27 protein-coding genes are annotated in these 25876 nt (G+C 70.8%); 12 read left to right on the top strand and 15 right to left on the bottom strand.

All coding sequences use genetic code 11. The annotated features are described in order from the left end of the window. Positions 1-28 precede the first annotated feature (28 nt). Positions 29-895 carry an aminoglycoside phosphotransferase family protein gene (locus tag ABZ622_RS17275; RefSeq protein ID WP_360543891.1) on the bottom strand — a complete coding sequence of 289 codons (867 nt, stop codon included), beginning with the start codon at positions 893-895 and terminating at the stop codon, positions 29-31. Between the two features lie 131 nt (positions 896-1026). Between ABZ622_RS17275 and ABZ622_RS17270 the strand changes: the two genes are divergently transcribed. The 8 genes from ABZ622_RS17270 to ABZ622_RS17235 all read left to right on the top strand — a co-directional run bounded on the left by ABZ622_RS17270 (position 1027) and on the right by ABZ622_RS17235 (position 8718). Next, on the top strand, positions 1027-1971 hold the full coding sequence (locus ABZ622_RS17270; protein WP_360543979.1) for a sugar ABC transporter permease: 945 nt from the start codon (positions 1027-1029) through the stop codon (positions 1969-1971). Further along, positions 1968-2807 carry a carbohydrate ABC transporter permease gene (locus ABZ622_RS17265; protein ID WP_360543890.1) on the top strand — a complete coding sequence of 280 codons (840 nt, stop codon included), beginning with the start codon at positions 1968-1970 and terminating at the stop codon, positions 2805-2807. The genes ABZ622_RS17270 and ABZ622_RS17265 overlap by 4 nt, the downstream gene beginning before the upstream one ends. Continuing rightward, positions 2807-4105, top strand: a complete 1299-nt coding sequence (locus tag ABZ622_RS17260; protein WP_360543888.1) for an extracellular solute-binding protein — start codon at positions 2807-2809, stop codon at positions 4103-4105. Before ABZ622_RS17265 ends, ABZ622_RS17260 begins: the two co-directional genes overlap by 1 nt. A 560-nt stretch (positions 4106-4665) precedes the next feature. Next, positions 4666-4746, top strand: a complete 81-nt coding sequence (locus ABZ622_RS17255; RefSeq protein ID WP_350985409.1) for a tryptorubin family RiPP precursor — start codon at positions 4666-4668, stop codon at positions 4744-4746. Positions 4747-4860: 114 nt separating this feature from the next. Beyond that, the gene (locus ABZ622_RS17250; RefSeq protein ID WP_360543886.1) at positions 4861-5904 is read left to right on the top strand and encodes a cytochrome P450; all 1044 of its coding nucleotides are present in this window, start codon (positions 4861-4863) and stop codon (positions 5902-5904) included. Between the two features lie 438 nt (positions 5905-6342). After that, positions 6343-7545 (top strand): S8 family serine peptidase, encoded by a 1203-nt coding sequence (locus ABZ622_RS17245; protein ID WP_360543884.1) that lies wholly within the window; start codon positions 6343-6345, stop codon positions 7543-7545. 121 nt (positions 7546-7666) lie between these two features. Continuing rightward, complete coding sequence (locus tag ABZ622_RS17240) at positions 7667-8272, top strand: DUF1697 domain-containing protein (RefSeq protein WP_360543883.1); 606 nt, start codon at positions 7667-7669, stop codon at positions 8270-8272. Further along, complete coding sequence (locus tag ABZ622_RS17235; protein ID WP_360543881.1) at positions 8269-8718, top strand: nuclear transport factor 2 family protein; 450 nt, start codon at positions 8269-8271, stop codon at positions 8716-8718. Before ABZ622_RS17240 ends, ABZ622_RS17235 begins: the two co-directional genes overlap by 4 nt. A 17-nt stretch (positions 8719-8735) precedes the next feature. Here ABZ622_RS17235 and ABZ622_RS17230 read toward each other — a convergent pair whose 3' ends face one another. From ABZ622_RS17230 to ABZ622_RS17220, 3 genes are all read right to left on the bottom strand, one after another. Next, a complete protein-coding gene (locus tag ABZ622_RS17230; protein ID WP_360543879.1) occupies positions 8736-9635 on the bottom strand; it encodes an ATP-binding cassette domain-containing protein in 900 nt (299 codons plus the stop codon). A 17-nt stretch (positions 9636-9652) separates the two neighbouring features. Further along, positions 9653-10522, bottom strand: coding sequence for an aldo/keto reductase (locus tag ABZ622_RS17225; RefSeq protein WP_360543877.1), 870 nt, complete (start codon positions 10520-10522; stop codon positions 9653-9655). A 111-nt stretch (positions 10523-10633) separates the two neighbouring features. Next, positions 10634-11278, bottom strand: a complete 645-nt coding sequence (locus ABZ622_RS17220) for a TetR/AcrR family transcriptional regulator (protein WP_360543875.1) — start codon at positions 11276-11278, stop codon at positions 10634-10636. A gap of 284 nt (positions 11279-11562) precedes the next feature. On the opposite strand from ABZ622_RS17220, the gene ABZ622_RS17215 reads away from it, so the two are divergent. The 3 genes from ABZ622_RS17215 to ABZ622_RS17205 all read left to right on the top strand — a co-directional run bounded on the left by ABZ622_RS17215 (position 11563) and on the right by ABZ622_RS17205 (position 14537). Beyond that, a complete protein-coding gene (locus ABZ622_RS17215) occupies positions 11563-12705 on the top strand; it encodes an NAD(P)/FAD-dependent oxidoreductase (protein WP_360543873.1) in 1143 nt (380 codons plus the stop codon). Between the two features lie 837 nt (positions 12706-13542). Next, complete coding sequence (locus tag ABZ622_RS17210; RefSeq protein WP_360543871.1) at positions 13543-13731, top strand: hypothetical protein; 189 nt, start codon at positions 13543-13545, stop codon at positions 13729-13731. A gap of 215 nt (positions 13732-13946) precedes the next feature. Beyond that, on the top strand, positions 13947-14537 hold the full coding sequence (locus ABZ622_RS17205; protein ID WP_360543869.1) for a TIGR03086 family metal-binding protein: 591 nt from the start codon (positions 13947-13949) through the stop codon (positions 14535-14537). A 479-nt stretch (positions 14538-15016) separates the two neighbouring features. Here the strand turns inward: ABZ622_RS17205 and ABZ622_RS17200 are convergent, their stop codons facing one another. After that, positions 15017-15658 carry a hypothetical protein gene (locus ABZ622_RS17200; RefSeq protein ID WP_360543867.1) on the bottom strand — a complete coding sequence of 214 codons (642 nt, stop codon included), beginning with the start codon at positions 15656-15658 and terminating at the stop codon, positions 15017-15019. A gap of 239 nt (positions 15659-15897) precedes the next feature. Between ABZ622_RS17200 and ABZ622_RS17195 the strand changes: the two genes are divergently transcribed. Further along, complete coding sequence (locus tag ABZ622_RS17195; protein WP_360543865.1) at positions 15898-16503, top strand: DsbA family protein; 606 nt, start codon at positions 15898-15900, stop codon at positions 16501-16503. Positions 16504-16515: 12 nt separating this feature from the next. Here the strand turns inward: ABZ622_RS17195 and ABZ622_RS17190 are convergent, their stop codons facing one another. From ABZ622_RS17190 to ABZ622_RS17145, 10 genes are all read right to left on the bottom strand, one after another. Beyond that, positions 16516-17316 (bottom strand): sirohydrochlorin chelatase, encoded by an 801-nt coding sequence (locus tag ABZ622_RS17190; protein WP_360543863.1) that lies wholly within the window; start codon positions 17314-17316, stop codon positions 16516-16518. An 8-nt stretch (positions 17317-17324) separates the two neighbouring features. Further along, positions 17325-18215, bottom strand: a complete 891-nt coding sequence (locus tag ABZ622_RS17185) for an ABC transporter permease (RefSeq protein WP_360543861.1) — start codon at positions 18213-18215, stop codon at positions 17325-17327. Then, on the bottom strand, positions 18202-18993 hold the full coding sequence (locus ABZ622_RS17180; protein ID WP_360543859.1) for an ABC transporter ATP-binding protein: 792 nt from the start codon (positions 18991-18993) through the stop codon (positions 18202-18204). Before ABZ622_RS17180 ends, ABZ622_RS17185 begins: the two co-directional genes overlap by 14 nt. A gap of 42 nt (positions 18994-19035) precedes the next feature. Next, positions 19036-20151 (bottom strand): aliphatic sulfonate ABC transporter substrate-binding protein, encoded by a 1116-nt coding sequence (locus ABZ622_RS17175; protein ID WP_360543857.1) that lies wholly within the window; start codon positions 20149-20151, stop codon positions 19036-19038. 235 nt (positions 20152-20386) lie between these two features. Then, a complete protein-coding gene (locus ABZ622_RS17170) occupies positions 20387-21736 on the bottom strand; it encodes a GTP-binding protein (RefSeq protein WP_360543855.1) in 1350 nt (449 codons plus the stop codon). After that, entirely contained in the window at positions 21737-22672 is a 936-nt protein-coding gene (gene cysD, locus ABZ622_RS17165; protein WP_360543853.1) for a sulfate adenylyltransferase subunit CysD, read from the bottom strand. After that, positions 22669-23238, bottom strand: a complete 570-nt coding sequence (cysC, locus tag ABZ622_RS17160) for an adenylyl-sulfate kinase (RefSeq protein ID WP_266728985.1) — start codon at positions 23236-23238, stop codon at positions 22669-22671. The genes cysD and cysC overlap by 4 nt, the downstream gene beginning before the upstream one ends. After that, positions 23238-23939 (bottom strand): phosphoadenylyl-sulfate reductase, encoded by a 702-nt coding sequence (locus tag ABZ622_RS17155; RefSeq protein ID WP_360543851.1) that lies wholly within the window; start codon positions 23937-23939, stop codon positions 23238-23240. The genes cysC and ABZ622_RS17155 overlap by 1 nt, the downstream gene beginning before the upstream one ends. After that, a complete protein-coding gene (locus ABZ622_RS17150; RefSeq protein ID WP_124721237.1) occupies positions 23936-24115 on the bottom strand; it encodes a hypothetical protein in 180 nt (59 codons plus the stop codon). The genes ABZ622_RS17155 and ABZ622_RS17150 overlap by 4 nt, the downstream gene beginning before the upstream one ends. After that, complete coding sequence (locus ABZ622_RS17145) at positions 24112-25809, bottom strand: nitrite/sulfite reductase (protein ID WP_360543848.1); 1698 nt, start codon at positions 25807-25809, stop codon at positions 24112-24114. Before ABZ622_RS17145 ends, ABZ622_RS17150 begins: the two co-directional genes overlap by 4 nt. Positions 25810-25876 lie beyond the last annotated feature (67 nt).

The following is a 25876-nucleotide window of genomic DNA, read 5'->3' as shown; positions in this document are numbered from 1 at the left end:
GCCCCGCGGCCGGATTCGGGGGATGCTGTCAGAACGGATACCACCGCACCGCCGTGTCGCCGTCGCGCAGCGAGGCCACCCGGCGGCGGAATTCCGCGAGCGCCTTCGGATTGGCCGGTGCGTGCTGGGACACCCACGCACAGCTGGCCGTCTCCCGGGCCCCGCGGAGCACCGCGCAGCCCTCCCACTCCCGGACGTCCCAGCCGTAGGCGGCGGTGAAGGCGTCGTACGCCTCGGGCGCCAGGCCGTACCGGTCCCGGGACAGCGCCAGCACCACCAGATCGTGCTCGCGCAGATCCGCGGAGAAGGTCTCCAGATCGACCAGCACCGGACCGTCCGGACCGACATGGACGTTACGGGGCAGCGCGTCGCCGTGGATCGGCCCCGGCGGCAGATGGGGGACCAGCGCGGCGGCGGCCGCCGCGAAGCCGTCGCGGCGTTCGCGCAGATAGTCGGCGTCGGCCGGGTCGATCGCATCGCCCGCGAGCCGCAGCCAGCGTTCGACCCCGCCCAGCAGCTCACGGGGCGGCAGGGCGAGGCCGTCCGGGGCGGGCAGTGCGTGCACCCGGGCGAGCAGCGGTGCCAGGTCCCGCGGCTCGGTGGGGCGTACGGGATCGGGCAGCCGGTGCCAGAGGGTCACGGGGTGGCCCTCGACCAGGCGCGCCGCGGGCTCGGCGGCCCGTACGGCGGGGACGCCCGAGGCGGCCAGCCACCGGGCGACGGCCACCTCGCGCTCGGCCCGGTCCCGCAGTTCCGGGTTCCGCACGGCGTCCCGGCCGACCTTGACCACCAGGTCGCCGACGGCGAACACCGCGTTCTCGCCCATCGCGAGCAGCTCCGCACCGCCGGACAGCCCGGCGGCGGTCAGCACCTCACGCGCACGCATCTCGTTCATGACTCCGATTTTCGCATCCGTGCAGGCCTGCTTGACGAACCGATGACCCGTCAGCACGATGACGGAGGCCATCTGAGCGGCCAGAACGGTATGAATCCGATGTAATGACACAAGGGGGCGGATTCGTGACATTGGCGAGTGCAACCGTACGTTCCGGGAGGCACGGTCCGCCCGGAAGCCCGCAGGACAAACGGTCCCGGCCGGTCAACCGGAGCGCCGGTACCTGGTTCCTGGTGCTGCCGGCGCTGATCCCGATCCTGGTCCTGAGCGTCGGCCCACTGCTCTACGGCATCGCACTGGCCTTCACCGACGCCCAGTCCGGCCGCACCCGCTCCACCCAGTGGGTGGGCGGGCTGAACTTCCAGGACCTGCTGCACGACACCCTCTTCTGGGACTCGTTCCGGATCGGCCTGGTCTGGGCGTTCGGCGTCACCGTCCCGCAGTTCGTACTGGCCCTCGGCCTGGCCCTGCTGCTCAACCAGAATCTGCGGCTGCGCTGGCTGGCCCGGGCCCTGGCGATCATCCCGTGGGCGATGCCCGAGGTGGTGGTGGGCCTGATGTGGCGGCTCGTCTACAACCCGGACGCCGGCATCCTCAACGAGACCATCCGCGATCTCGGCCTGGGCGACGGCCGGGACTGGCTCACCGGACTCGCCACCGCCCTGCCGGCCGTGATCGTCGTGGGAGTCTGGTCCGGCATGCCCCAGACCACCGTCGCCCTGCTCGCCGGGCTGCAGAACACCCCGCACGAACTCCATGAGGCGGCCGCCCTGGACGGTGCCGGTGCCTGGCGCCGCTTCCGTACCGTCACCTGGCCGGTCCTCAGGCCCGTCGCGCTCTCCATCACCGCGCTCAACTTCATCTGGAACTTCAACTCCTTCGCCCTGGTCTACGTGCTGACCAACGGCGGACCCGGCGGCCGCACCCGGCTGCCGATGCTCTTCGCGTACGAAGAGGCCTTCCACTACGGACAGTTCGGGTACGCGGCGGCGATGGGCTGTGTGATGGTCGCGGTGATCTCCGTGATCCTCACGGTGTATCTGGCCGGCCGGATCAGGGGAGGCGAGGACCGATGAGCATGCGTACCGGCAGAGCCGCACGCGCCGGACAGTACGCCGCACTGCTCGGCTACCTCGTCTTCCTGGCGTTCCCGTTCCTGTGGCTGATCTCCACCGCCTTCAAACCGGCCCGCGAACTGGGCTCCCTGCACCCCACCTGGATCCCCGAGCACCCGACACTCGACAACTTCCGCACCGCGTTCGACGAACAGCCGCTGCTCCGGGCCGCCGCCAACTCGCTGACCGCCGCGCTCTGCGCCGCCTTCATCGCGGTCCTCGTCGCCACGCCCATGGCGTACGTGATGGCCCGCCGCCGCTCCAGGCTCTCGACGGCGGCCACCGGATGGGTCGTGATCAGCCAGGCGTTCCCGCTCGTCCTGCTGATCATTCCGCTCTTCCTGATCCTGAAGAACCTCCATCTGATCAACACCCTGTGGGGGCTGATCATGGTGTACGTCGTCTGGGCGCTGCCGTTCGCGCTCTGGATGCTGGTCGGCTACGTACGGGCCGTGCCCGCCGAGCTGGAGGAGGCCGCCTCGGTCGACGGGGCGGGGCGGCTGCGGACGCTCGTCTCGGTCACCGCCCCGCTGCTGGCCCCCGGCATCGTCGCCACCGCGCTCTTCGCCTTCATCACCGCGTGGAACGAGCTCTTCTTCGCGCTCGTCCTGCTCAAGACACCGGAGAAGCAGACCTTGCCGGTCGTACTGACCCACTTCATCGGCGCGGAGGGCGCGGCCGACCTCGGGCCGCTCGCCGCCGCCGCCTTCCTCGCCACCCTGCCCTCGCTGGTCGTCTTCGCGATCATCCAGCGGCGGATCACGGGCGGCATGCTGGCCGGGGCGGTGAAGAACTGATGCGGGCATCCCTGCGGCGGACGGCCGCCGCCGCGGCCACCGCACTGGCCCTGCTGCTCACCGGCTGCGCGGGGACGGACGACGGAGGGGGCGACACCGGGCGGATCGAGCTCAGCTTCCAGTCGCTGGCCTGGCAGAAGGAGTCCGTCGACGCCAACAAGCAGCTGGTGAAGGAGTGGAACGAGGCCCACCCGGACATCCAGGTCAACTACATCCCGGGCAGCTGGGACACCGTCCACGACCAGCTGCTCACTGCCTTCGAGGGCGACGAGGCGCCGGACATCATCCATGACGCCTCCGACGACCTGGCCGACTTCGCGTACGGCGGCTACCTGGCCGATCTGCGGACGCTCCTGCCCGACCGGCTGACAGCGGACATCCCGCGGCAGAGCTGGTCCACCACCACCTTCGGCGACGGCGTCTACGGAGTGCCGTTCCTCCAGGAGCCGCGCGTCCTGATCGCCAACACCAGGATCCTCGCGGCGTCCGGGGCCCGGATCCCGACGCCCGAACACCCCTGGAGCTGGCCCGAGTTCCGGCAGGTCACCCGGGAACTCACGGGCAAGGGGCGCTACGGCATCGCCTGGCCGCTCAAGGAACCGGTCTCCGTCACGCTGAACCTGGGGCTCTCCGCCGGCGGCAAGCTCTTCCACCGCGCCGCCGACGGCAAGGTGACCCTGCGCGCGGGCGAGGGCGACCGGATCGTCCCCGACACCATCCACGACCAGGTGAACACCGACCACAGTGCCGCGCGCACCGCGCTCGGCATGGGCGGCTCCGACACCCTTCCCGGGTTCTTCGGCGGCAAGTACGCGATGGTTCCGCTGGGTTTCTCGTACCGTCAGCAGGTGGTCGAGCAGGCCCCCGAGGGCTTCGAGTGGACGGTCCTGCCGGCTCCCGCGGGCAGCGCGGGCCTCGCCCAGGGGGTCAGTCCGCAGACCCTGTCCGTCTCGGAGGCCAGTCCGCACAAGAAGGAAGCCGCGCAGTTCATCGACTTCCTGCTGCGGCCGCCGAACATGGTGCGGCTGGCCAAGGGGGACTGGATGCTCCCGACCGGCACCGCGGCGCTCGCCGACCCGTCCCTGCACACCGCCGAGAACGGCTGGGCGACCGGTGTGGCCGTCGCGAAGGCGCTCCGCCCGGCGCCCGCCCAGTCGGTGCGCGGCTACCCGGAGTGGAAGGACAAGGTCGCCACGCCCGCCCTCCAGGAGTACTACAGCGGGGCCATCGGGGGGGACGAGCTGAGGAAGCGTCTGGTCGACGACGGGAACCGGGTCCTGGCCCGCTACCAGCGCTGAGGCATCCCGCTCCGGAGCACTGCCCGCGCCGCAGCGCTCCCCGCGCCGAAGCACTCTCCGCCGACGCCGGCGGGGAGTGCTTCGTGCTTCCCGGTGCTTCGTTTCATGGACCGGGCGGTGCGCGCCCGGGTCGGCCCATTGATTACCGACCGGTACGTTTCTTTCGGTGGGTAACCGAAAGTGTCCGGGAAATTGCTCGCAGGCGCCGGCCAGGAATCCCCGCATTCTTCGACGTCGGCGATTCAGACATTCAACGGCCTGAATCGGTCTCTTCAGGCCCTTGTGTCCGCGTGTCCCGTGCGGGTATGGAGTGCACGTTCTGCCTGGTGACTCGGCGTTCCGTCAGAAACCCTCGCACCGGCCGGAGGTTGCCGAAAACTGAACGCTCTGCCGCTTTTCGAGGCCAAGAAGTCATTGACAATTCGTTTCGTGCTGGGCTTCACTCCTTTCGGCGGTGAGCGGCACTGAATTCCCTGTCCGAGGCGGGGTGTTGGTGTCGCGAACGGCCCAAGTCATGCCCGTCGGAATGCAAATTCAGAGTAAAAGATGGAGGTGCTGTTATGAAGTTCCTTTTCTTGCTCAAGGACAAGATGACGCCGGAGAAGAGCCTGAAGGCGTACGCCTGGTACCACTGGTACTAGGCCGACAGGCGGTCCTTCGTTCCGAGGGACACGGTCAGTCGATTCGGGCCCGTGTCCGGCCAGGCCTCATCGGCCCGCCGGGCGCGGGCCCTTCCCGTTTCTTGGAGACCACCGATGTACTTGTCCGGTACCGGCAGCCGCGCCCGGGACGTCGTCTTCGCGCCGAGACTCCAGGCGCTCCTGCGAGACCACCGGGGCGAGGAGGTCTTCCGCCTCGATCCCGGCACCGTCGGTGTGGCCGGGGCCGAGCTGACCGACCGGATCCTTGCCGCCAGGCCCGCCACCGAGGACGAGCGCCCCACGTTCAAGCCCCTGCACGGGCGGTCCATCCCGCGCACCGAGGCGTCCACGGTCATGCAGGCCATCGGCCGGGACGTCCGGACAGCACTGAAGAAGCCCGTCGGGGCGGTCGACCTCTCCGGTGAATGGCCGCACGTGGGCCATGTGTTCCTGCGCGATCTGGTGCTGGAGGGCGATCCGTACCGGCTGCGCATCCTCATGGACCGCGCGCTGGAGCTGACGCCCAAACTCACCTGGACGGTCATCGCCGCGGGGGCGGCGCTGCCCGGCCGGCTCCGCCCCGGCGCACCCGTCTCCGCCATCGCGGGCCTGACCGCCGAGGCCGGGAGCTACAGCGACCGCCGCTACGCGATGGGGCTCTACCGGCGGGCGGCGGCCCCGGTCTGCTTCACCGTCTCGACGCTCGTCGCCAACGCGCTCTGGCTCGGATCGCCCTTCGACGACGACACCTCGAACCGGAACATCCTCTACGAGGCCATGCGACTGCTGCCGCCCTCCTGGAACATCCTGCGCAGGGCGTCACCCGAGTACCCGGCCCTCGACTCCCGGATCGGCGCGGCCGACGACATCCTGCTCCTGCCGCTGCTGAGCCACCGCGACCCCGCGCTCTGGGACGACCCCGACGCGTTCCGCCCCGAGCGCTGGGACAGCCTCGACCCCGACGACCAGCCCGGCTACCTCCCCTTCGGGCATGCCTCCGAACGCTGTTGGGGCCGGCACATGGTGATGCCGCTCGCCGAGATGCTGCTCGACATGCTGCGCGGCGACGGTCTGACGGTGAGTCCGGAGCAGACCGCGGCGAAGGTGCCGCTCGCCGGCCTGATGGGGGTCGCCGACGTCCGGGTCGTCCGCCCCTGACGAACCCTGACCCGGCCCCGTACCCCACCCCCGTGCCCGCGGTGCCCCGTACCGAACCCCCGTACCGAACCCCCGAACCCGCCCCCCTGTACCCGATCCCGAACTCAATTTGGTGACCTCGTGAGGGCTCTGTGAACACGAGGGTGGAATCCAGCCGTCACCCCGCCCGGCCGTACGGTCGGGCGGGGTTCGTCTTCCCGTGTGCGAAGTGTGCCGGTCGAGCCGTAACCCCGGTCCGTGGGGCGGATGTTGCGGCGGCGGTGCCCGACTTGGGCACGGCTGGCCGGTTTCTTATTACGAAACTTTGTTGAGTAAGTCACAGCCGCATGAAGGTCTTGATCTGGGCGCGTCAATCGGCGAGGGTTTCGAGCCAACCCCCGGAGATCTTCCGGCCGGGGGTCAATCCCCCCACAAAGAATGACGAGGAGACCCCTCTTCATGGCAATTCACAAGCGCGCACGCCGGGTCAAGCTGACCGCAGCGATAACCGCGGTGGCCGCGGCCGCCGGAGTCACCCTGCTCAACACCTCGCTCGCCGGTGCCACCCCCGCTCCCGCGATGGGCACCGTCTACGGCGCCGGCGCGGCGAACGCCGTCTCGGGCAGCTACATCGTCATGCTGAACGAGAAGGCCGACAAGGCGGGGCTCGCCAAGGAGTACGGCGGCAAGCTGAAGCGCAACTACAGCTCCGCCATCAACGGCTTCTCCGCCAGCGGCCTTTCGCTCACCGAGGCCAAGCGCCTGGCGGCCGACCCGGCCGTGTCCAAGGTCGTCCAGAACAAGAAGTTCCACATCGACGCGACCCAGGACAACCCGCCGTCGTGGGGCCTGGACCGGATCGACCAGACCGAGACGGCCGGCGACAACGCGTACACCTACCCGGACAGCGCGGGCGAGGGCGTCACCGCGTACGTCATCGACACCGGTGTCCGTACCACGCACAACGAGTTCGAGGGCCGGGCCAGCTCGGGCTACGACGCCGTGGACAACGACGACAGCGCCGACGACGGCAACGGCCACGGCACCCACGTGGCGGGCACCATCGCCGGTGCGACCTACGGTGTGGCCAAGAAGGCCAAGATCGTCGCCGTCCGGGTGCTCGACGACTCCGGCTCGGGCACCACCGAGCAGGTCGTCGCCGGTATCGACTGGGTCACCGAGAACCACGACGGCCCCTCCGTCGCCAACATGAGCCTCGGCGGCGGCGCGGACGAGGCGCTCGACGCCGCGGTCCAGAAGGCCATCGCCTCAGGCGTCACCTTCGCGGTGGCCGCCGGGAACGACTCCTCCGACGCGAGCGAGAGCTCCCCGGCCCGTGTCCCGGAGGCCATCACGGTCGCCTCGTCCACGGTGGACGACGAGCAGTCGTCGTTCTCCAACTACGGCTCGATCGTGGACATCTACGCTCCGGGCTCGGACATCACCTCGTCCTGGAACGACAGCGACGACGCCTCCAACACCATCTCCGGTACGTCCATGGCGACCCCGCACGTCGTCGGTGCCGCCGCCGTCTACCTCGCCGGCCACCCGGACGCCACACCGGAGGAGGTCGCCACCGCGCTGACCGACGGAGCCACCCCCGACGCGATCTCCAACGCGACCGAGGGCACCCCCAACAAGCTGCTGAAGGTCGTCGAGTAACCGACCCCGCAGCCGTGACCGGGTGAATGATGCCCGGCACAACGGAATCGGCGGCCGCCGCGCCCTCCCCCACGGGGCGCGGCGGCCGCTCCGTGCGAGGAGATCGTCCTATGGTGTGCCCATGACGATGTACGCGGCGCTGTTGCGCGGGATCAATGTGAGCGGCCACAAGAGGGTTCCGATGGCCGAACTGCGGTCGCTGCTCACCGAACTGGGACACGGGGACGTCCGCACCCATCTGCAGAGCGGCAACGCCGTCTTCAGCAGCGCCTCCGACGACGAGAACGCACTCGCCGCCGAGCTGGAGCAGGCGATCGAGAAGCGGTTCGGCTTCCCCGTCCCCTGCCTGGTCCGGGACGGCGCCTACCTGGCCGCAGTTGCGGCGGCCTGCCCGTTCCCGGCCGCCGAACTCGAAGGCAGACAGCTCCACATCACGTACTACGACCGGCCGGTCGACGCCGACCGCTTCGCCCGGATCGACCCGGCGGCCTTCCGCCCCGAGGCGTTCGGCCTCGGCGACCGCGCGCTCTACCTCTACGCCCCCGAAGGGCTGGGCCGCTCGAAGCTCGCCGAGGCACTGTCCCGGACCTCCGTGACCAAGGGTCTCGTCGCCACCTCGCGCAACTGGAACACGGTGGAGAAGCTGGTGCGGATGACAGCGCCCCCGGGAGCGGCACAGGACGGACCGGCACACGGCAGACCCGCGCACGACGGAGCCCCGGCATGACCGATTCGTCCCCCGGCGTGGCAGCGGCGGTCGAGGGAGAGCTGCGCCTCCTGGACCCGGCGGTGCGTGCCTCCGCCGGCCTCCTCTCCCAGGTCCTGCACCCCGACTACCGCGAGATCGACTCGTCCGGCCGGGTCTGGAACCGCGACACCATGATCGCCTCACTCACCGCGGTGGACGCCCCGCGCCCCGGCCAGATGACCGCGTCACGGATGAGCGGGGTCCAGCTCGCCGACGGCCTCGTCCACCTCACCTACGACACCGAGACGAAGGGGCACCTCGCCCACCGCAGCTCGGTGTGGCGGCTGACCGAATCGGGCTGGGAGCTGTACTTCCACCAGGCGACCTCGTTCGGCTCCGCCGCGGACGCCGGTCCGGACACCGGCCCCGACATCGGCCCCGACATCGGTCAGGACGCCGGTCCGGACACCGGCACCGGCGGATAGCGGCCGGCCGCCGGCGGTCAGGTCCGGGCGACGCGCTGCGCCCGCGCCGCCCACCGGCCGTCCGTGCGGGAGATCTTCACCGGATGCCCGAAACAGTCGCTGACCCGGTCCGTGGTCAGTACGTCGTCGGCCGGACCCGAGGCCAGACAGCGGCCCCCCTGCAACAGCAGCGCATGCGTGGTGGAGGCGGGCAGCTCCTCCAGATGATGGGTGACCAGGACCGTCGCCAGCTCCGGATGCTCCTCGCGCAGCACGTCCAGGCTGTCGAGCAACTGCTCGCGCGCGGCGAGATCCAGGCCGGTGGCCGGCTCGTCGAGCAGCAGCAGCCGGGGCTGCGGCATCAGGGCGCGGGCGATGAGCGTACGACCCCGCTCACCCTGCGACAGCTCGGGCCAGCGCGACCCCGACTTGCCGCCCATGCCCAGCATCTTCAGCAACCGTTCCGCCCGGTCCCGCTGCTCCTCGCTCACCGACCGGCGCGGCACCGGCTCGACCGAGTTGGTCAGACCGGTCAGCACCACCTCGTGCACCGGCAGCGGGGAACGCAGCGGATGACGCGGATTGACATGCCCGAGCAGCGACCGCAGCTCCCGCAGATCGACCCGGCCGAGGGTGCGCCCGAGCACCTCCACCGACCCCCGGGTGGGATGGTTCACCGCGCCGAGCAGTCCCAGCAGCGTGCTCTTCCCGGCACCGTTGGCGCCGAGCAGCGCCCGGTGCTCACCACTCCGTACGGTCAGCGAGATCGAGTCGAGCAGCACATTGCCCTGCCGGACCAGCGAGACGCCGTCGGCCCGGATCACCGGCACGGCGGCTCCATCGACACCATCGGCACCCGGCCCCGGTGCGGGAACGGCGGCCGGGACGGGGACGACGGAGGTGACAGGGGTGGTGGAGGTGACGGGAACGGCGGTCATGTGCGCGGTACTCCTCTTCATGCGGGTGCGAGCGCCTCCAGGCTGCTCAGGTCCTCGGCGGACAGTCGGATCTCCCGGGCTCCCAGGTTCTCCGCCAGATGGGCGGTCGAACCGGTGCCCGGGGTCGGGCACAGCACGGGGGACCGGTGCAGCAGCCAGGCGAGGGCGATCTGCCCGCGGGTGGCACCGTGCCGATCGGCGATCCCGGCGAGAGCCGTTGCGGCATCGCCGGTCAGAGCGCCGTTGGCCAGCGGGAACCAGGGCAGAAAGGCCAGGCCGTGGGCCTCGCACACCTTCAGTACCGCGTCCGAGGAACGGTCGAGGAGATTGAACCGGTTCTGCACCGAGGCGATCCCGGTCAGGGAGAGAGCCTGCTCCAGCTGGTCGGCGGTAAGGGTGTCCAGACCGATGTGCCGGATCTTACCCTCCTGCCGCAGCGCGTCGAGCGTGCCCAACTGGTCGGCCATGGGCACTTCCGGGTCCAGCCGGTGCAGTTGGTAGAGGTCGATCCGGTCCGTCCGCAGCCGCCGCAGACTGGCCTCGCACATCGCCCGCAACTGCTCCGGACGCCCCGCGATGTGCCAGGCGGTGTCGCTGGTACGCACCACCCCGCCCTTGGTCGCGATCACCAGATCGTCGCGGTACGGGTGGAGCGCCTCGGCGACGAGCTCCTCGGCCAGCCCCGGCCCGTAGTTGTCGGCGGTGTCGAAGAGTGTGACCCCCTGCTCGACGGCCGCCCGCAGCACGGCCACGGCATCCTCCCGCTCACCGCGCGGCCCCCAGTATCCGGGTCCGGTCAGCTGTGCGGTGCCGTAGCCGAGCCGGCGTACCGGCACCTCGCCACCGAGCAGGAACGTATCGTCAAGTGGTCGTGATATGGAGGACATCCCCCCATATTAGGAGAGTGCTCCGTCCTGCTCGGGGGGCGGCGGCGAGGATCACCGAGCCGGTCGTCCGGGTCCCGCGGTCTCGCACGGTCCCGCCGGGATGCCGGTCGATCAGACCGGCGGAACGGTACGAGCGCGGCCAGGAGCCCGGACGGCGACGGGCTGAACGGCGGCCGGCCCGCCGGGTGGTTGCCAGCCGTTGGCCAGAATGTCGAAGACTTCCTCGATCGCCGCCCGGTGGTCCCGCTGTCCCTGGACGAGTCCAGGAACCTCAAGAGCGAATCGGGCGAGTGTGGCGCAGGCGAGGTTGCCGTGTTCCACCCCGAGCTCGTCGGCGACGGCCGCACCGAGGGTGTCGGTGTGCCGGATCCACATGCGCTCGGCGTACGCGCGCAGCGCCGGCGTGGAGTCCACCAAGTGGTTGAACTCCTCCCTCTGCGGATGCGCCGCGATCGGCAGCCAGGTGTCCAGCACATGCTGGCGCAGAGCATCGAGAACGCTCTGGCCGGCATCGCGTCGGCGCACCGCGGCGACCAGCTGTGCGTCCATGCTCTCCTCCTGGTCGAAGACGAGGGCTTCCTTGCCGGTGAAGTGCTTGAACACCGTGGTGGTCGACACGTCGGCCGCTTCGGCGATGTCCCGGATGCTCACGGCTTCGTAACCGCGCTCCAGGAAGAGGTGGAGTGCGGCGTCGGCGATCGCTTGCCGGGTGGCTGCCTTCTTGCGTTCGCGGCGGCCGATCGGGGGCTCGGTCATGGGGGCGAGTCTAGCCGATCACGGATTCCGCCACTTAGTGGCCTGCAACGCTAAGTTTTCAAATTACACTTTTTTACACAGTCAATTTTCTGTTACTGTGCGGCGGCGGACGCTCCGGACGTCGGCCGTGCCTCGCCGACCGCCGTCCGCCCCTTGCCGCTCCTCGCTGCCCTTCGCCGCTTCTTCGTGGCGCGGCCTCCTCCGTCCCGATCGCCTCGGAGCGGCGCCCGAGCCGCTCCGCTCTCCCGCACTCCTCACCCACTTCACCGGTGAAAGGAACTCCCATGTCCTCTCCGAACCCTTCCCGTGCCCGGATCAGCATCATCGGGGCCGGCCCCGGTGGGCTGACCTGCGCCCGCATCCTGCAGCAGCACGGCATCACGGTCACCGTCCACGACCGCGACTCCGGCCCCGACTCCCGTGACCAGGGCGGCACGTTGGACCTGCACGCCGACAACGGGCAGATCGCCCTGCGCGCGGCCGGTCTGCTGGACGAGTTCTTCGCGCTGGCCCGCCCCGAGGGTCAGGAGATGCGTCGCCTCGACCCGACGGGCACGATCCTGTCCCGCCAAGTCCCGGCGCCCGACGAGATGTTCAAGCCGGAAATCGACCGAGGGCAGCTGCGCGATCTGCTCCTCGACTCCCTCGCGCCCGGCACCGTCCGGTGGGGCCGAGCGCTGGAACGCGTCAGCGGGCCCGCCGAGGGGCCGCGGCGGCTGCACTTCGCCGACGGCACCGTCGTCGAAACCGATCTGGTCGTGGGGGCCGACGGAGCGTTCTCCCGGGTCCGCCCGGCGGTTTCCCCGGCCACTCCCGAATACAGCGGGGTGAGCTTCCAGGAGGCGTGGTTCGACGACGTCGACAACCGGCACCCCGAGATCGCGGAGTTGGTCGGCCGGGGCGGCGCCCACGCCGCCGACGGCGATCGCGGCATGTTCGCCCAGCGCAACGGCGGCAACCACATTCGCGTCTACCTGATTCAGCGGGTCCCGGCCGACTGGATCCGGGCAAGCGGCCTGATGCCCCAGGACACCGACGGCATCCGCTCCCTGCTGCTGGAACGCTTCGCCCACTGGTCGCCCCTCATGCGGCGGATGATCACCGACAACGACGGCCCCTACGTCAGCCGCCCGATCCTCGCCCTGCCCGTCCCGCACACCTGGGAGCACAACGCCACGGTGACCCTGCTCGGTGACGCCGCCCACCTGATGCCGCCGCTCGGCGTCGGCGTCAACCTCGCCATGCTCGACGCCGCCGAGCTGGCCCTGGCCCTGGCCGGGGCGGCCACCGTCGACGACGCCATCCACGTCTACGAGAAGACCATGCTCCCCAGGTCGACCGGGACGGCCCAGATCCTTGAGGGCGGCGCGGAGCAACTGCTGGCCCTGGAGACGCCCGGCTTCGGCGACGACGACCCCCAGGAATGAACGCCGTCACGGGCCCGGCCCGGATGCCGGCCCCGCACGGAGGAGGGGGTGTCCGAACCGTCCTGGCACAAGGGGGTGTTGGGGCCTCGGGTCGCCCGGTGAACCGCCGGACACCCCTGCTCCCGGCCGGTCCGCCCAGCGCGTCGACCGCTCTCACGACCGGGGCCACCCCCTCTGCTCCATGCACCGCCGTGCGTCACGACTCCGCTGTGCGGTGGACGGCGTCCGTCAAGATCGCGCGCGCCGAGCATCCCTAACGAGGGAAGTGTGCGCGCATAACCGCAGTTGGCTGGTGTGTGCGCACACGCCATCCCTACGGTCGTCCGTACCCGGCTCACTGGTTGCGACAGGGGTGTACCCGCGATGGCGAAGACGATGACGATCAAGGTGTACGAGGCCGCCCCGTGCCGGTGGGCGCGAATCGTCCGACCGAATAAGGGAATTGTCCCGGCAAGGACCGTGGCCGCCTCGGCCGCACGCCCGCCCCTGCCGGTGAGACCGGTGCGGGATCAGGCCGTCGCGAGCGCACCGGGCCCCTCCAGCAGCGCCTGCCGGAGACCGGAGCGCCGCCCGGCGGTGAACCTCCACCGAACCGACGCGCACCGCCTCCGTCCCGGCAGGCAGGCGATATCCGCGGCCGACAGCATGACGGAACGTCTGCACTGCGTCTGTCTCTGCCACACCCATCCGCGAGAGAGGACGGCACCATGAAGTGTGCCAAATGCGGCAACCAGATGAGTCAGAACGTCGGCGGTTGGTGGACCTGCTGGGGCTGCGGAAACACCCAGCCACCTGGATATACGGATGCCGATGAACTGCCCCCGCTGCAATCGGCGGTTGGGCCCGTCACGGGCAGGCCGGCGCCGGTGCACCGCGTGCTCGTACGAGATCGGTGTCGACGCGTGGACGTTCCACCGGGAGCTGGTCGCCGCCCTGGAGGCCGACGAGAAGGCGTTCTTCGAGCGTGTGCAACAGCGCACCGAGCACCTTGGGCCGCTGGTGCCGGCGTGGCAACGAACTCACTGAACACGGTCCCCGCCCGCGGCCGCTGATCACACCGGCCCACGTGCGGGCGGGCCCTGTCCCCGCCCGCACCCCGGCCCGTCGGCCGCGTGGTGACCGCCGGGGCGGGGCGGGGCCGGGCCGGGCGGACGGGGCGGGGGTGGAGGAGCGGATCGGTGTGCGGAGGGTGTCGCTTTTCTTCAATCCCGGGGGCCGGGGGCGGTCATAGTCTGGGCGGCATGAAGAACGAGCACGCGCACATGACCGAAGTCGCCGCCGAGGCGGCCCGTATCGCCCGATCCATCGGCGCCGAGCAGCTCGACGCGCCGAACACGCCCTGCGGTGACTGGGACGTGCGCGGCCTCGTCAACCACTGGGTGCTGTACACCTCCCACGGCCTGGAGCACCGGGCCCTGCGCAAGGACCTTCCGGAGGAACTCACCACGCGCGACTTCACCGCCGACGCCGACTGGGCGCGGCAGTACGCCGAACAGCTGGACCGCGCCGTCGCCGCCTGGGCGGACCCGGCCGTCTGGGACGGCGAGATCGACCTCGGGGGATCGGCCTCGCCGGCCGCCGAGATCGCCGCCATGCTCATCGAGGAGACGGCCCTGCACGGGTGGGACGTGGCCCGTGCCGTGGGGGAGGAGTTCCGGCTCTCCGACGAGGCGGCCGCCTACGTACTCGGCGTCGTCGACAGCACCGCCGCGCTCTACCGGCAGTACGACGGCTTCGCCGACGAGGTGACGGTGCCCGCCTCGGCGTCGGTGTTCGAGCGGGCGCTGGCCCACAGCGGACGCGACCCGCACTGGACGGGAACCACCGCCTGAGCACGGGCCGTTGGACCGCTGGACCCTAGTCCTGCCAGTAGAAGAGCAGGGTGTCGACGGTCAGGGGCTTGCGGCTGCCGAAGTAGTACACACAGAGGCCGGTGACCGGGATCGCGCCCGTCGCCGCGTCTATCCAGCGGAAGCCGGCCGACTCCAGGGCAGTGCGGGCCGCGCGGACCGTCCGGTCCTCCTCGTTCTCGTCCGAGGTGGAGAACCGGCCGAGCGTACTGATGGAGAGTTCGCACGCGCCGAATCCGATGACGTGGTAGGTGCCGCCGCCCTGCCGGTTGGCCTCGCCGCAGGAGACCGGGGGGCTCGGGGGCCAGGCCCGCCGCGTCGAGCGCGGTCATGGCCCGGCGGAGTTGCTCCTCCTCGTCCGGCGGGGTGGGCGGGGTGGCGCAGATGGCTTCCACCCGCCAGCGGGGGTCGCTGTTCTCCTCGCAGTCGTGGCCGTACTCCTGGAGGATCGCCCCGCGCAACTACTCGTCCAGGCGGTCCACCTCGACCCGGGGGCGGCCCAGCGAGTCGTGGATCGCCCGGGTCTCGGCGGCGTCGCCGGTCAGCCGGTGCAGGGCGTACGCGGCCCACAGCCCCGACTCGGGCGTCGGTGCCTCGCCGGTACGGAGATAGTCGCGGATCGGGGCGGGGTCGGTCAGGAGGGACTGGGCGTGGTGGGCGACCGCACGGTCGGGGTCCGCGAGCGCGGTGGTGATGTCCCGGCCGACGCGGTGCAGGGCGCGGACGCGGAAGATGCGGTCCTCGGGGCGGGCGTCACCCACGTCGGCCAGGACCGTCCCGGTGCCGTACCGGGCGACCAGCGCGTCCGGTCCGGCCTCGCCGATCGCCCGGAAGCGCGGCCACGGTTCGGCCGCCAGCGTCGTCGGCTCACCGGCCGCCGAACGGTCGCCGAGCAGGCCGCGCGCCTTGAGGACCGCCGCCGGCACACCGTACGAGTTCTCCTTCCGCCGGTCCTTGTGGCGGAGCCAGGGCAGGAGTTCCGAGCGGTCCGCGAGGAGGTCCAGGAGTGCGATGCGAACCTCGCCGACGTCGTGGGGGTCCTGGACGCGGGCGATCAGCGCCGCCGCGCGGTGCTCCGGCACCCGGCCGGCCAGCGCGAGCACGCAGGGCCTGCGGCGCCACCAGGGATGTGCCGAATCGGCTACGTACGCGCCGCCAGTTCGTCCGCGTCGAGCGCGTGCAGGCCTGCGGTGTCGGTCTGTCCGGCCTGTGGGATCAGCGTGTCGATGGTTCGTCGCATCGGTGGATGCTGGCGAGTGGGGGCGTGCCTGCCGAAGTGGCCCGGTCGATGGAGCTGTGAATGGCCCGAAGGGCGGTGCCAATGCTTGGTTAGGGTCGGGACATGAACACAACAGTCGACTTCTACTTCGACCCGGCCTGCCCGTTCGCCTGGATCACCTCCCGCTGGATGCTGGAGGTCGAGCAGCAGCGCGACATCGATCTCCGCTTCCGTGTCATGAGCCTCAGCCTGCACAACACCGGCAACGAACTCCCCGACTGGTACCGGGACCTGGTCGACAGGTCGATCGGCCCGGTGCGCGTCGCGGTCGCCGCGGCGGACGCCCACGGCGACGGTGTGCTCCGTGATCTGTACACCGCGATGGGCGTCCGGATCCACCGGCAGAAGAACGAGGACTTCGACGAGGTGATCGCCGAGTCCCTCGCGGAGCTCGGGCTGCCCGCCTCGCTCGCCGGCGCCGCGCACTCGGAGGCGTACGACGAGGCGCTCCGGCGCAGCCATGACGCGGGCAAGGACCCGGAGGCGGACGCGTACGTCGGTACGCCCACGATCCATGTCGACGGGGCGGTGTGGTTCGGGCCCGTCCTGCGGGCGGCACCGCGCGGCGAGGAGGCCGGGCGCCTCTTCGACAGCTTCCGGGTGCTCGCCGGGAGCCCGGACCTCTTCGAGATCAAGCGGACCCGTACGGGCAGTCTGGATGTGGGGTGAGCGGGAGCCGGGTCAGGCGGTGAGTGCCGCGGGCCGGGCCGCCGCGCTGCGGGCCTCGTCGTACCGGGTCAGCAGCAGCCGCGCCAACTCCGGTGCGGGGCCCAGCACATCGGCCAGTACGTCGGCGCCCGCCGCCCCTTCGGCGATCCGGTCCGGGAGCCGGCCGGGAGCGATGACGTACGGCGCCACCGCCACCCGTCGCACGCCTTCGGCCCGCAGGGCCCGTACCGCGTCCTCGGTACGGGGGAAGCCCGCGGGCGATGTGGCGGAGGCGAACGCAGGCCGCACGGAACACCAACCGGTGTGCCGCAGCTCCCGCGCGATTTCAGCGATCACTGCGATCGCCTCCGGGTCTGTGGAGCCCGCCGAGGCCAGGACGAGCCCGGTCGAGCTTCGGTCACCGGAACGGATCCCGGCCTCTCGCAGCCGCCGTTCCAGCGCCGAGTTCAGCAGCGGTGACGGACCGAGCACCTCGGCCTGCCGGACCCGCAGCCGGGGCAGCCTGGTCCGGGCGTCGCGCAGCACCGTCGGAATGTCGGACTTGGCGTGGAAGGCCCGGGTCAGGAGGAGGGGGAGGGCGATGACTTCCCCTGTGGCCTGCCCGGCCTCCGTCCCTCGCGTGGTCCCCGCCCCCTGCGCGGCCAGACGTTCCAGGATCCTCGGCACCGACGGTGCGTTGAAGTCCAGGAAGCCCGTCTCCACGCGCAGCCCCGGCCGCAGCGACCGTACCCGCGCGGTGAGCGCGTGCACGGTCGCCGCGTGCCGTGGATCGCGGCTGCCGTGGGCGATGACGAGGAGCACCGGAGCGGTCATGGCCGTACTCAGTTCTTGACGAGGAGGCCGCGGCTGCGCAGCACCCACCGCTCCAGCGGACTGAAGATCAGCAGGTCGATCGCGATGCCGACGGTGAGGATCAGGATGATGGCGAGGAACACCGTCGACATGCTGCTGGTCTCCCGGCCCTGTTCCAGCAACTGGCCGAGGCCCACCCCCAGATCGGGCGAGGATGCGATGATCTCGGCGGCCATCAGCGAACGCCAGGAGAACGCCCAGCCCTGCTTCAGCCCCGCCAGATAGCCGGGCAGCGCGGCCGGCAGCACGATGTGCCAGGTGCCGCGCAGTCCGGTGGCGCCCAGTGTCCGGCCGGCCCGCAGATGCAGCGGCGGGATCTGGTCGACGCCCGCGACCAGGCCGTTGGCGATCGACGGGACCGCGCCCAGCAGGATCACCGCGAACATCATCCGGTCGTCGAGGCCCAGCCAGATCACCGCCGGGGGCACCCACGCCACCGAGGGCAGCGACTGGAGCCCGGAGAGCACCGGGCCGATCGCGGCGCGCACCAGCTTGACGCGCGACACCAGCAGTCCGAGCGGAGTGCCGATGACCAGCGCCAGCAGGAAGCCCAGCAGACCGCGCGAGACGCTGGTCCAGATGAAGCCGAGCAGGGTGCCCTGCGCCCAGGCGTCGGTCACCTCGCCCCAGACCAGGGACGGCGACGGCAGCTTGTAGTCGTCGGTGACCTTCGCCCAGATCAGGATCTGCCAGACGACGAGCACCAGGACCACGGCCACGACCGGCGGCAGCACCTTGCGCACCAGCACCTCGCGGACCGGGGTCCGGCTCACCCGCACCGCGTCGAGCGCGTCCAGCCCCGCCTCCAGGCCCGCCAGGTCCCGGGCGGTGTCCTTGGCGGCGGTCTCAGTGCTGGCCATGTCGGCGGATCTCCCCACGCAGTTCTTCGGTGATCTCTACGGACAGCTCGGCCACCGCGGTGTCCTCGATGCGGCGCGGCTGGTCGATGTCGACCGTCCACTCCCGGGCGACCCGGCCCGGCCGCGACGAGAGCAGGACGACCCGCTCGGCCAGCCGCACCGCCTCGCGCACGTTGTGCGTGACGAAGAGGACCGAGACGTTCGTCTCGCGCCAGATCCGGGTCAGCTCGTCGTGCAGCACGTCCCGGGTGATGGCGTCGAGCGCGGCGAACGGCTCGTCCATCAGCAGCAGTCGGCTGTCCTGGGCGAGCGCGCGGGCCATCGCGACCCGCTGCCGCATGCCGCCCGAGAGCTCATGCACCCGCTTCCGGTACGCCCCGCCGAGCCGTACGAGTTCGAGCAGCCGCTCCGCCTCGGCGCGGCGGTCGGACTTGGGTACGCCGCGCAGCCGCAGCGCGAGTTCGATGTTCTTGCCCGCGGTCAGCCACGGGAAGAGGGCGTGTTCCTGGAACATCAGGGCCGGCCGCCCACCGGGGGTCTCGATGGACCCCGCGGTCGGGCGGTCGAGTCCGGCCACCAGGTTGAGCAGGGTCGACTTGCCGCACCCGGAGGCACCCAGGAGGGTGACGAACTCGCCGGGAGCGACATCGAGTGTGATGTCGTCCAGGACGAGCTGCTGCCCCTCCGGTCCGCCGAAGGACTTCGAGACGTGGTCGATGCGGGCGGCGTGCCCGACCGCCGTGCGGTCCTCGGCCTTGGTGAGCGTGGTGGTCGCCATGGTCGTCACCTCCTGGGAATCCTGTTCGGGTGCCGGACGCTGCTACTTGACGCCGAGACCGGCGTCGGCGACCTCGGGCCTGCCCGCGGCCTTGAGGATCGTGTTCAGCGGCTTCAGGTCGTAGATGCCCTTCAGGTCCGGCTGCTCCAGCAGGCCGGCCTTCACCGCGTGCCTGGCCTCGGCGCCGAGCGTGGCGGCCAGCGGGTCGTCGATGAACTGGACGGACTTCCACGCCGGGTCGAGGATCTCGGCCGGCAGTTCCTTGCCGCTCAGTTCCTTGAGCGCGGTGTTGGCGGAGGCCTTCGCCTTGTCCGGGTTGGCGTTGATCCAGGCGTTGGTGGCGACCGTGCCGCGCAGCACCGCCTCGACGACGTCCTCGTGATCGGCGAGGAACTTCTGCGACACGATGATGTTGGTGATCACGAACTTCTTGTCCGGCCACAGCGTCGACTCGTCGAGGAGTTCCTTCGCGCCCTGGGCGACCAGCTTGGACGCGGTCGGCTCGGGCACCCAGGCACCGTCGATGGAACCCGAACGGTAGGCGTCCGGCGTCACCTTGTTGTCCGTGCGGACCACCGAGACGTCGCCCTTGCCGCTGTTGGCGTCGACCTTCCAGCCCTTCTCGGAGATCCAGTTGAGGAAGGCCACGTCCTGGGTGTTGCCGAGCTGCGGGGTGGCGATCTTCTTGCCCCTGAGGTCGTCCAGGGTCTTGATCTTCTTCGGGTTGACGACCAGCTTCACCCCGCCGGACGCCGAACCGCCGATGATCCGCAGGCTCTTGCCCCTGGACTTGGTGAAGCCGTTGATGGCGGGGGAGGGGCCGATGAAGCCGATGTCGATCGAGCCCGCGTTGAGCGCCTCGATCTCGGACGGACCGGCGTTGAACGTCGACGGCTTGACCGCGGTGGAGCCGAGCTCCTTGGCGATGATGCCCTCCTGGATACCGACCAGGGCCGTGGCATGGGTGAGGTTCGGGAAGTAGCCGATCTTCACGGTGTCCGTGGAGAGCTTCTTGCCGCCGGTCGGGGCGCCCGCCGCCTTGACGTCGTCCTGTTTCGCCTCGGAGCCGTAGCCGCAGGCGGTGAGCGCGAGGGCGAGCAGCGGCAGGGCGGCGACGGCGGCGAGGGCGCGGCGCGGCGTGGTACGGGGGGCAGGCACGGGAGGTTTTCCTCTCGTTGGCCCGGTGCTCGCGTCCCTGGATGCTTACGGGGACGCGGCCGGGAGGTCGGCAGGTCTTCGTCTGAACTGGCGGTGCGGGTGGTACGAGTGGGCGCGCAGGCGGTGCGCGTACGTCATCGCGCACATCGCGCGACCCCGCCCTGTCCGCTGCCCAGGGCGCCGCTGCCGATGCGGCCGCCCTCCTTCGCGAACGTGGAGAAGATGTCGATGCTCATCAGAAGTCCCACTCCGCGTCGTCCGCGGCCGCCGCACCGGGCCCGGGCTCGGCCGCGGTGGCGAACGAGGCGCCCGCCATGCCGGCCGTCAGCGTGGTGCCGTCCGCCGGGTCGATCAGCAGGAACGATCCGGTGCGCCGGGAGTCCGCGTACGCGTCGAGCGCGAGCGGCTCCGCGGTCCGGACGACGACCCGTCCGATGTCGTTGGCGACGAGCTGTCCGGGCGCCGGGTGCTGGGACAGGTCATCCAGCGTGAGGCGCGAGGGGATGTCCTTGACGATCGCCTTGACCGTGCGGGTGGTGTGCTTGAGCAGCACCCGCTGGCCGACGGAGAGCGGCTGGTCGGCGACGTGGCAGACGGTCGCCTCGACGTCCTGGGTCACAGCCGGCGCGTCGTCGGCCGGTGCGATCAGGTCGCCGCGCGAGACGTCGACGTCGTCGGCCAGCCGGATGGTCACCGACTGGGGCGCCCAGGCGATGTCGACGCTCTCGCCGAGCGCGTCGATCCCGGCGATCGTCGACGTACGGCCGGAGGGCAGTACGGTGACGGCCTCGCCCACCCGGAACGCACCGGCGGCGATCTGGCCCGCGTAGCCCCGGTAGTCGGGGTGCTCGGCGGTCTGCGGCCGGATCACGTACTGGACGGGGAAGCGGGCGTGGCAGGCGGTGAGGTCATGGCTGACCGGCACCGTCTCCAGGTGCTCCAGGACCGTCGGCCCGCCGTACCAGTCCATGTGCGCGGACGGCTCCACGACGTTGTCACCGGCCAGCGCGGAGATCGGGATCGCGGTGATCTCCGGGACGCCGAGAGACGCGGCGTACGCGGTGAACTCCTCGGCGATCGCGGCGAACACCGGCTCCGCGTAGTCGACCAGGTCCATCTTGTTGACGGCCAGCACCACGTGCGGCACCCGCAGCAGTGCGGCGACGGCGGCGTGCCGGCGGGTCTGCTCGACGACCCCGTTGCGGGCGTCGACCAGCACGACGGCCAGTTCGGCCGTCGAGGCGCCGGTCACCATGTTGCGGGTGTACTGCACATGGCCCGGGGTGTCGGCCAGGATGAACCGGCGGCGCGGCGTCGCGAAGTAGCGGTAGGCGACATCGATGGTGATGCCCTGCTCACGCTCGGCCCGCAGCCCGTCGGTCAGCAGCGCCAGGTCCGGCGCCTCCTGGCCCCGGCTGCGCGAGGCGTGCTCGACGGCCTCCAGCTGGTCGGTGAGGACCGACTTGGAGTCGTGCAGCAGACGTCCCACGAGGGTGGACTTGCCGTCGTCGACGGACCCCGCGGTGGCGAACCGCAGCAGGGTGGTGGTCGACAACTGCTCCGCGTGCTGGATGTGCGTGGTCATTTAGAAGTACCCCTCGCGCTTGCGGTCTTCCATCGCGGCCTCGGACATCTTGTCGTCGGCACGCGTCGCGCCCCGCTCGGTGAGCCGGGAGGCGGCGATCTCGGTGATCACGTCGTCCAGCGTCGTCGCGTCGGAGTCGACGGCGCCGGTGCACGACATGTCGCCGACCGTGCGGTAGCGCACCTGCCGGGTCTCGACGCTCTCGTGGTCCTTGGGACCGCCCCAGTCGCCGGCGGTGAGCCACATGCCGTTGCGGTCGAAGACCTCGCGCTCGTGGGCGAAGTAGATCTGCGGGAGCTCGATGCCTTCGCGGGCGATGTACTGCCAGACGTCCAGCTCGGTCCAGTTGGAGATCGGGAACACCCGGACGTGCTCACCGGGGGCGTGCCGGCCGTTGTACAGCTGCCACAGCTCGGGGCGCTGGCGGCGCGGGTCCCACTGCGAGAACTCGTCGCGCAGCGAGAAGACCCGCTCCTTGGCGCGCGCCTTCTCCTCGTCGCGGCGTCCGCCGCCGAACACGGCGTCGAAGCGGTGCTGCTGGATCGCCTCGGTCAGCGGCACGGTCTGCAAGGGGTTGCGGGTGCCGTCCGGGCGCTCGCGGAGCTTCCCGGCGTCGATGTACTCCTGCACGGAGGCGACATGGAGCCGCAGCCCGTGCCGGGCCACCGCGCGGTCCCGGTACTCCAGCACCTCCGGGAAGTTGTGCCCGGTGTCGACGTGCAGCAGGGTGAACGGCACCGGCGCGGGCGCGAACGCCTTGAGCGCCAGATGCAGCATCACGATGGAGTCCTTGCCACCGGAGAAAAGGATCACCGGCCGCTCGAACTCGCCCGCCACCTCGCGGAAGATGTGCACAGCCTCGGACTCCAGGGAGTCCAGGTGGCTGAGTGCGTACGGATTGTCGGTGCCGTCCGGCACGGTCGCGACGGTCGTCATGCCGCACCCCTCTCGCTCAGCAGCGCGTACAGCTCCGCCGCGGACTCCTGCACGGTCTGTCGGTGCGACTCGATCCGCAGGTCGGGCGACTCGGGGGCCTCGTAGGGGTCGTCGACCCCGGTGAGGCCGCTGATCTCGCCCGCCGCCTGCTTGGCGTAGAGCCCCTTCACATCGCGTTCGGAGCACACCTCGACCGGAGTCGCGACATGCACCTCCAGGTACGCGGTGCCCTCTGTCTGGTGCCGCTTGCGCACCGCGTCCCGGCTGTCCGCGTACGGGGCGATGACCGGGACCAGCACCTTCACGCCGTTGGCCGCCAGCAGCTCGGCGACGAAGCCGATCCGCTGGACGTTGGTGTGGCGGTCCTCGCGGGAGAAGCCGAGCCCCGCGGAGAGGAACTCCCGGATCTCGTCGCCGTCGAGCACCTCCACACGGTGGCCCTCGCCGCGCAGCCGCCCGGCGAGTTCGTACGCGATGGTGGTCTTGCCCGCGCTCGGCAGACCGGTCAGCCAGATGGTGGCTCCCGTCTCCGTCACGCTCATCGAAGTCTCCTGATCAGTCGTCATCAGTCGTGCAGCCCGCACTCGGTCTTGCCGCGGCCGGCCCAGCGCCCGGCCCGTGCGTCCTCGCCCTCCAGCACCCGGCGGGTGCAGGGCGCGCAGCCCACGGAGGCGTAGCCGTCCATCAGCAGTGGGTTGGTGAGTACGCCGTGCTCCGCGACGTACGCGTCGACGTCGTCCTGCGTCCAGCGGGCGATCGGCGAGACCTTCACCTTCTGCCGCTTCGCGTCCCAGCCGACGACCGGGGTGTTCGCCCGGGTGGGGGACTCGTCGCGGCGCAGCCCCGTAGCCCAGGCCGTGTACCCGGTCAGGCCCTCCTGGAGCGGCTTGACCTTGCGCAGCGCGCAGCACAGGTCGGGGTCGCGGTCATGCAGCTTCGGCCCGTACTCGGCGTCCTGCTCGGCCACCGTCTGCCGGGGCGTGAGGGTGATGACACTGACGTCCATCACCGCCTCGACCGCGTCACGGGTGCCGATCGTCTCCGGGAAGTGGTAGCCGGTGTCGAGGAAGACCACGTCCACGCCGGGGAAGACCCGCGAGGCGAGGTGGGCGACGACCGCGTCCTCCATGGAGGAGGTGACGCAGAACCGCCCGCCGAAGGTGTCGGCGGCCCACTTCAGGATCTCCGTCGCGGAGGCGTTCTCCAGCTCCCGGCCGGCCCGGGCGGCCAGGGTCTCCAGGTCCTCGGTCTGCAGAGTGTCCGTCATATCCCGTCCCCTTCGACGTCGTTGCGCTGCAGTCCCCGGGTCAGCAGACCCAGGAACTTGAGCTGGAACGCGCGGTTGCAGGAGGCACATTCCCAGGCGCCGTGGCCGCTCTCGTGCGGGCGCAGGTCCTCGTCCCCGCAGTACGGGCAGTAGAACGGTGCGGCGCGTTCGCTCATGACAGCGACTCCGCGCCGGCCCGCGCCGCCCAGGTCGCGAAGCGCTCGCCGTCCACGCGCTCCTCCAGGTAGTGGCCCAGGACCCGCTCCACGTAGTCGGGCAGCTCGGCCGAAGTGACCTTCAGACCACGGACCTTGCGGCCGAACCCGGCCTCCAGACCGAGCGCGCCGCCCAGGTGCACCTGATAGCCCTCGACCTGGTTGCCGTCGTCGTCCAGGACCAGCTGGCCCTTGAGGCCGATGTCGGCGGTCTGGATGCGGGCGCACGCGTTGGGGCAGCCGTTGATGTTGATGGTGAGCGGCTCGTCGAACTCCGGCAGGCGGCGCTCCAGTTCGTCGATCAGTGCGGCGCCGCGCGCCTTCGTCTCGACGATCGCCAGCTTGCAGAACTCGATGCCGGTGCAGGCCATCGTGCCGCGCCGGAACGGCGAGGGCCGCACCTGGAAGTCGAGCGCCTCCAGGCCGGAGACCAGGGAGTCCACCTGGTCCCGCGCCACATCGAGGATGAGCATCTTCTGCTCGACGGTGGTGCGCAGCCGGTCCGAGCCGTGCGCCGCCGCGAGGTCGGCGATCTTGGCCAGCGTGGAGCCGTCCACCCGGCCGACCCGGGGGGCGAAACCGACGTAGAAGCGGCCGTCCTGCTGCTGGTGCACGCCCACGTGGTCGCGCCAGCGGCTGCTGGGCTGCTCGGGCGCGGGGCCGTCGGTCAGCGGGCGCTTCAGGTACTCGTCCTCCAGCACCTGGCGGAACTTCGCCGGGCCCCAGTCGGCCATCAGGAACTTCAGCCGGGCGCGGTTGCGAAGCCGCCGGTAACCGTAGTCGCGGAAGATGCCGACGACCCCGGCCCAGACGTCCGGAACCTCGTCCAGCGGCACCCACGCGCCCAGCCGCTCGGCGAGCCGCGGGTTGGTGGAGAGCCCGCCGCCGACCCAGACGTCGAAGCCCGGACCGTGCTCGGGGTGGACCACGCCGACGAACGCGATGTCGTTGATCTCGTGGACGACGTCCTGCACCGGCGAGCCGGAGATCGCGGTCTTGAACTTGCGCGGCAGGTTGGAGAATTCCTTGTTGCCGATGTACCGCTCGTGGATCTCGTCCACGGCGGGCGTGCCGTCGATGATCTCGTCGGAGGCGATGCCGGCCACGGGGGAGCCGATGATCACGCGGGGGCAGTCGCCGCACGCCTCGGTGGTGGAGAGCCCGACGGCCTCCAGCTTCTCCCAGATCGCCGGGACGTCCTCGATGCGGATCCAGTGCAGCTGGATGTTCTGCCGGTCGGTGATGTCCGCGGTGCCGCGCGCGTACTCCTGCGAGATCTCGCCGATCACCCGCAGCTGTGCGGTGGTCAGCCGGCCGCCGTCGATCCGGACCCGCAGCATGAAGTACTTGTCGTCCAGCTCCTCCGGCTCCAGGATCGCGGTCTTGCCGCCGTCGATTCCGGGCTTGCGCTGGGTGTACAGACCCCACCAGCGCATCCGGCCGCGGAGATCGTTGGGGTCGATCGAGTCGAAACCGCGCTTGGAGTAGATCGTCTCAATGCGTGTCCGCACATTGAGACCGTCGTCGTCCTTCTTGAACTGCTCATTGCCGTTGAGCGGAGTGTGGTGCCCCACGGCCCACTGACCTTCGCCACGGTGGCGTCCGGCCTTGCGGCGGGGCGTGACGGGCGCAGGCTGTTCCGGGGTAGCGGCCATGACAGTACGTCCTTCGGGACTGCAGGAGGGCGGCTCTGAACTGCACACTCGCGCTGAGGCGCGGCGG

Origin of the sequence: Streptomyces sp. NPDC007164 (assembly GCF_040634135.1) — a bacterium.
Taxonomy (GTDB): domain Bacteria; phylum Actinomycetota; class Actinomycetes; order Streptomycetales; family Streptomycetaceae; genus Streptomyces; species Streptomyces sanglieri.
The sequence above is the reverse complement of the archived record's forward strand: the minus strand, read 5'-3'. Positions and strand labels throughout refer to the sequence as shown.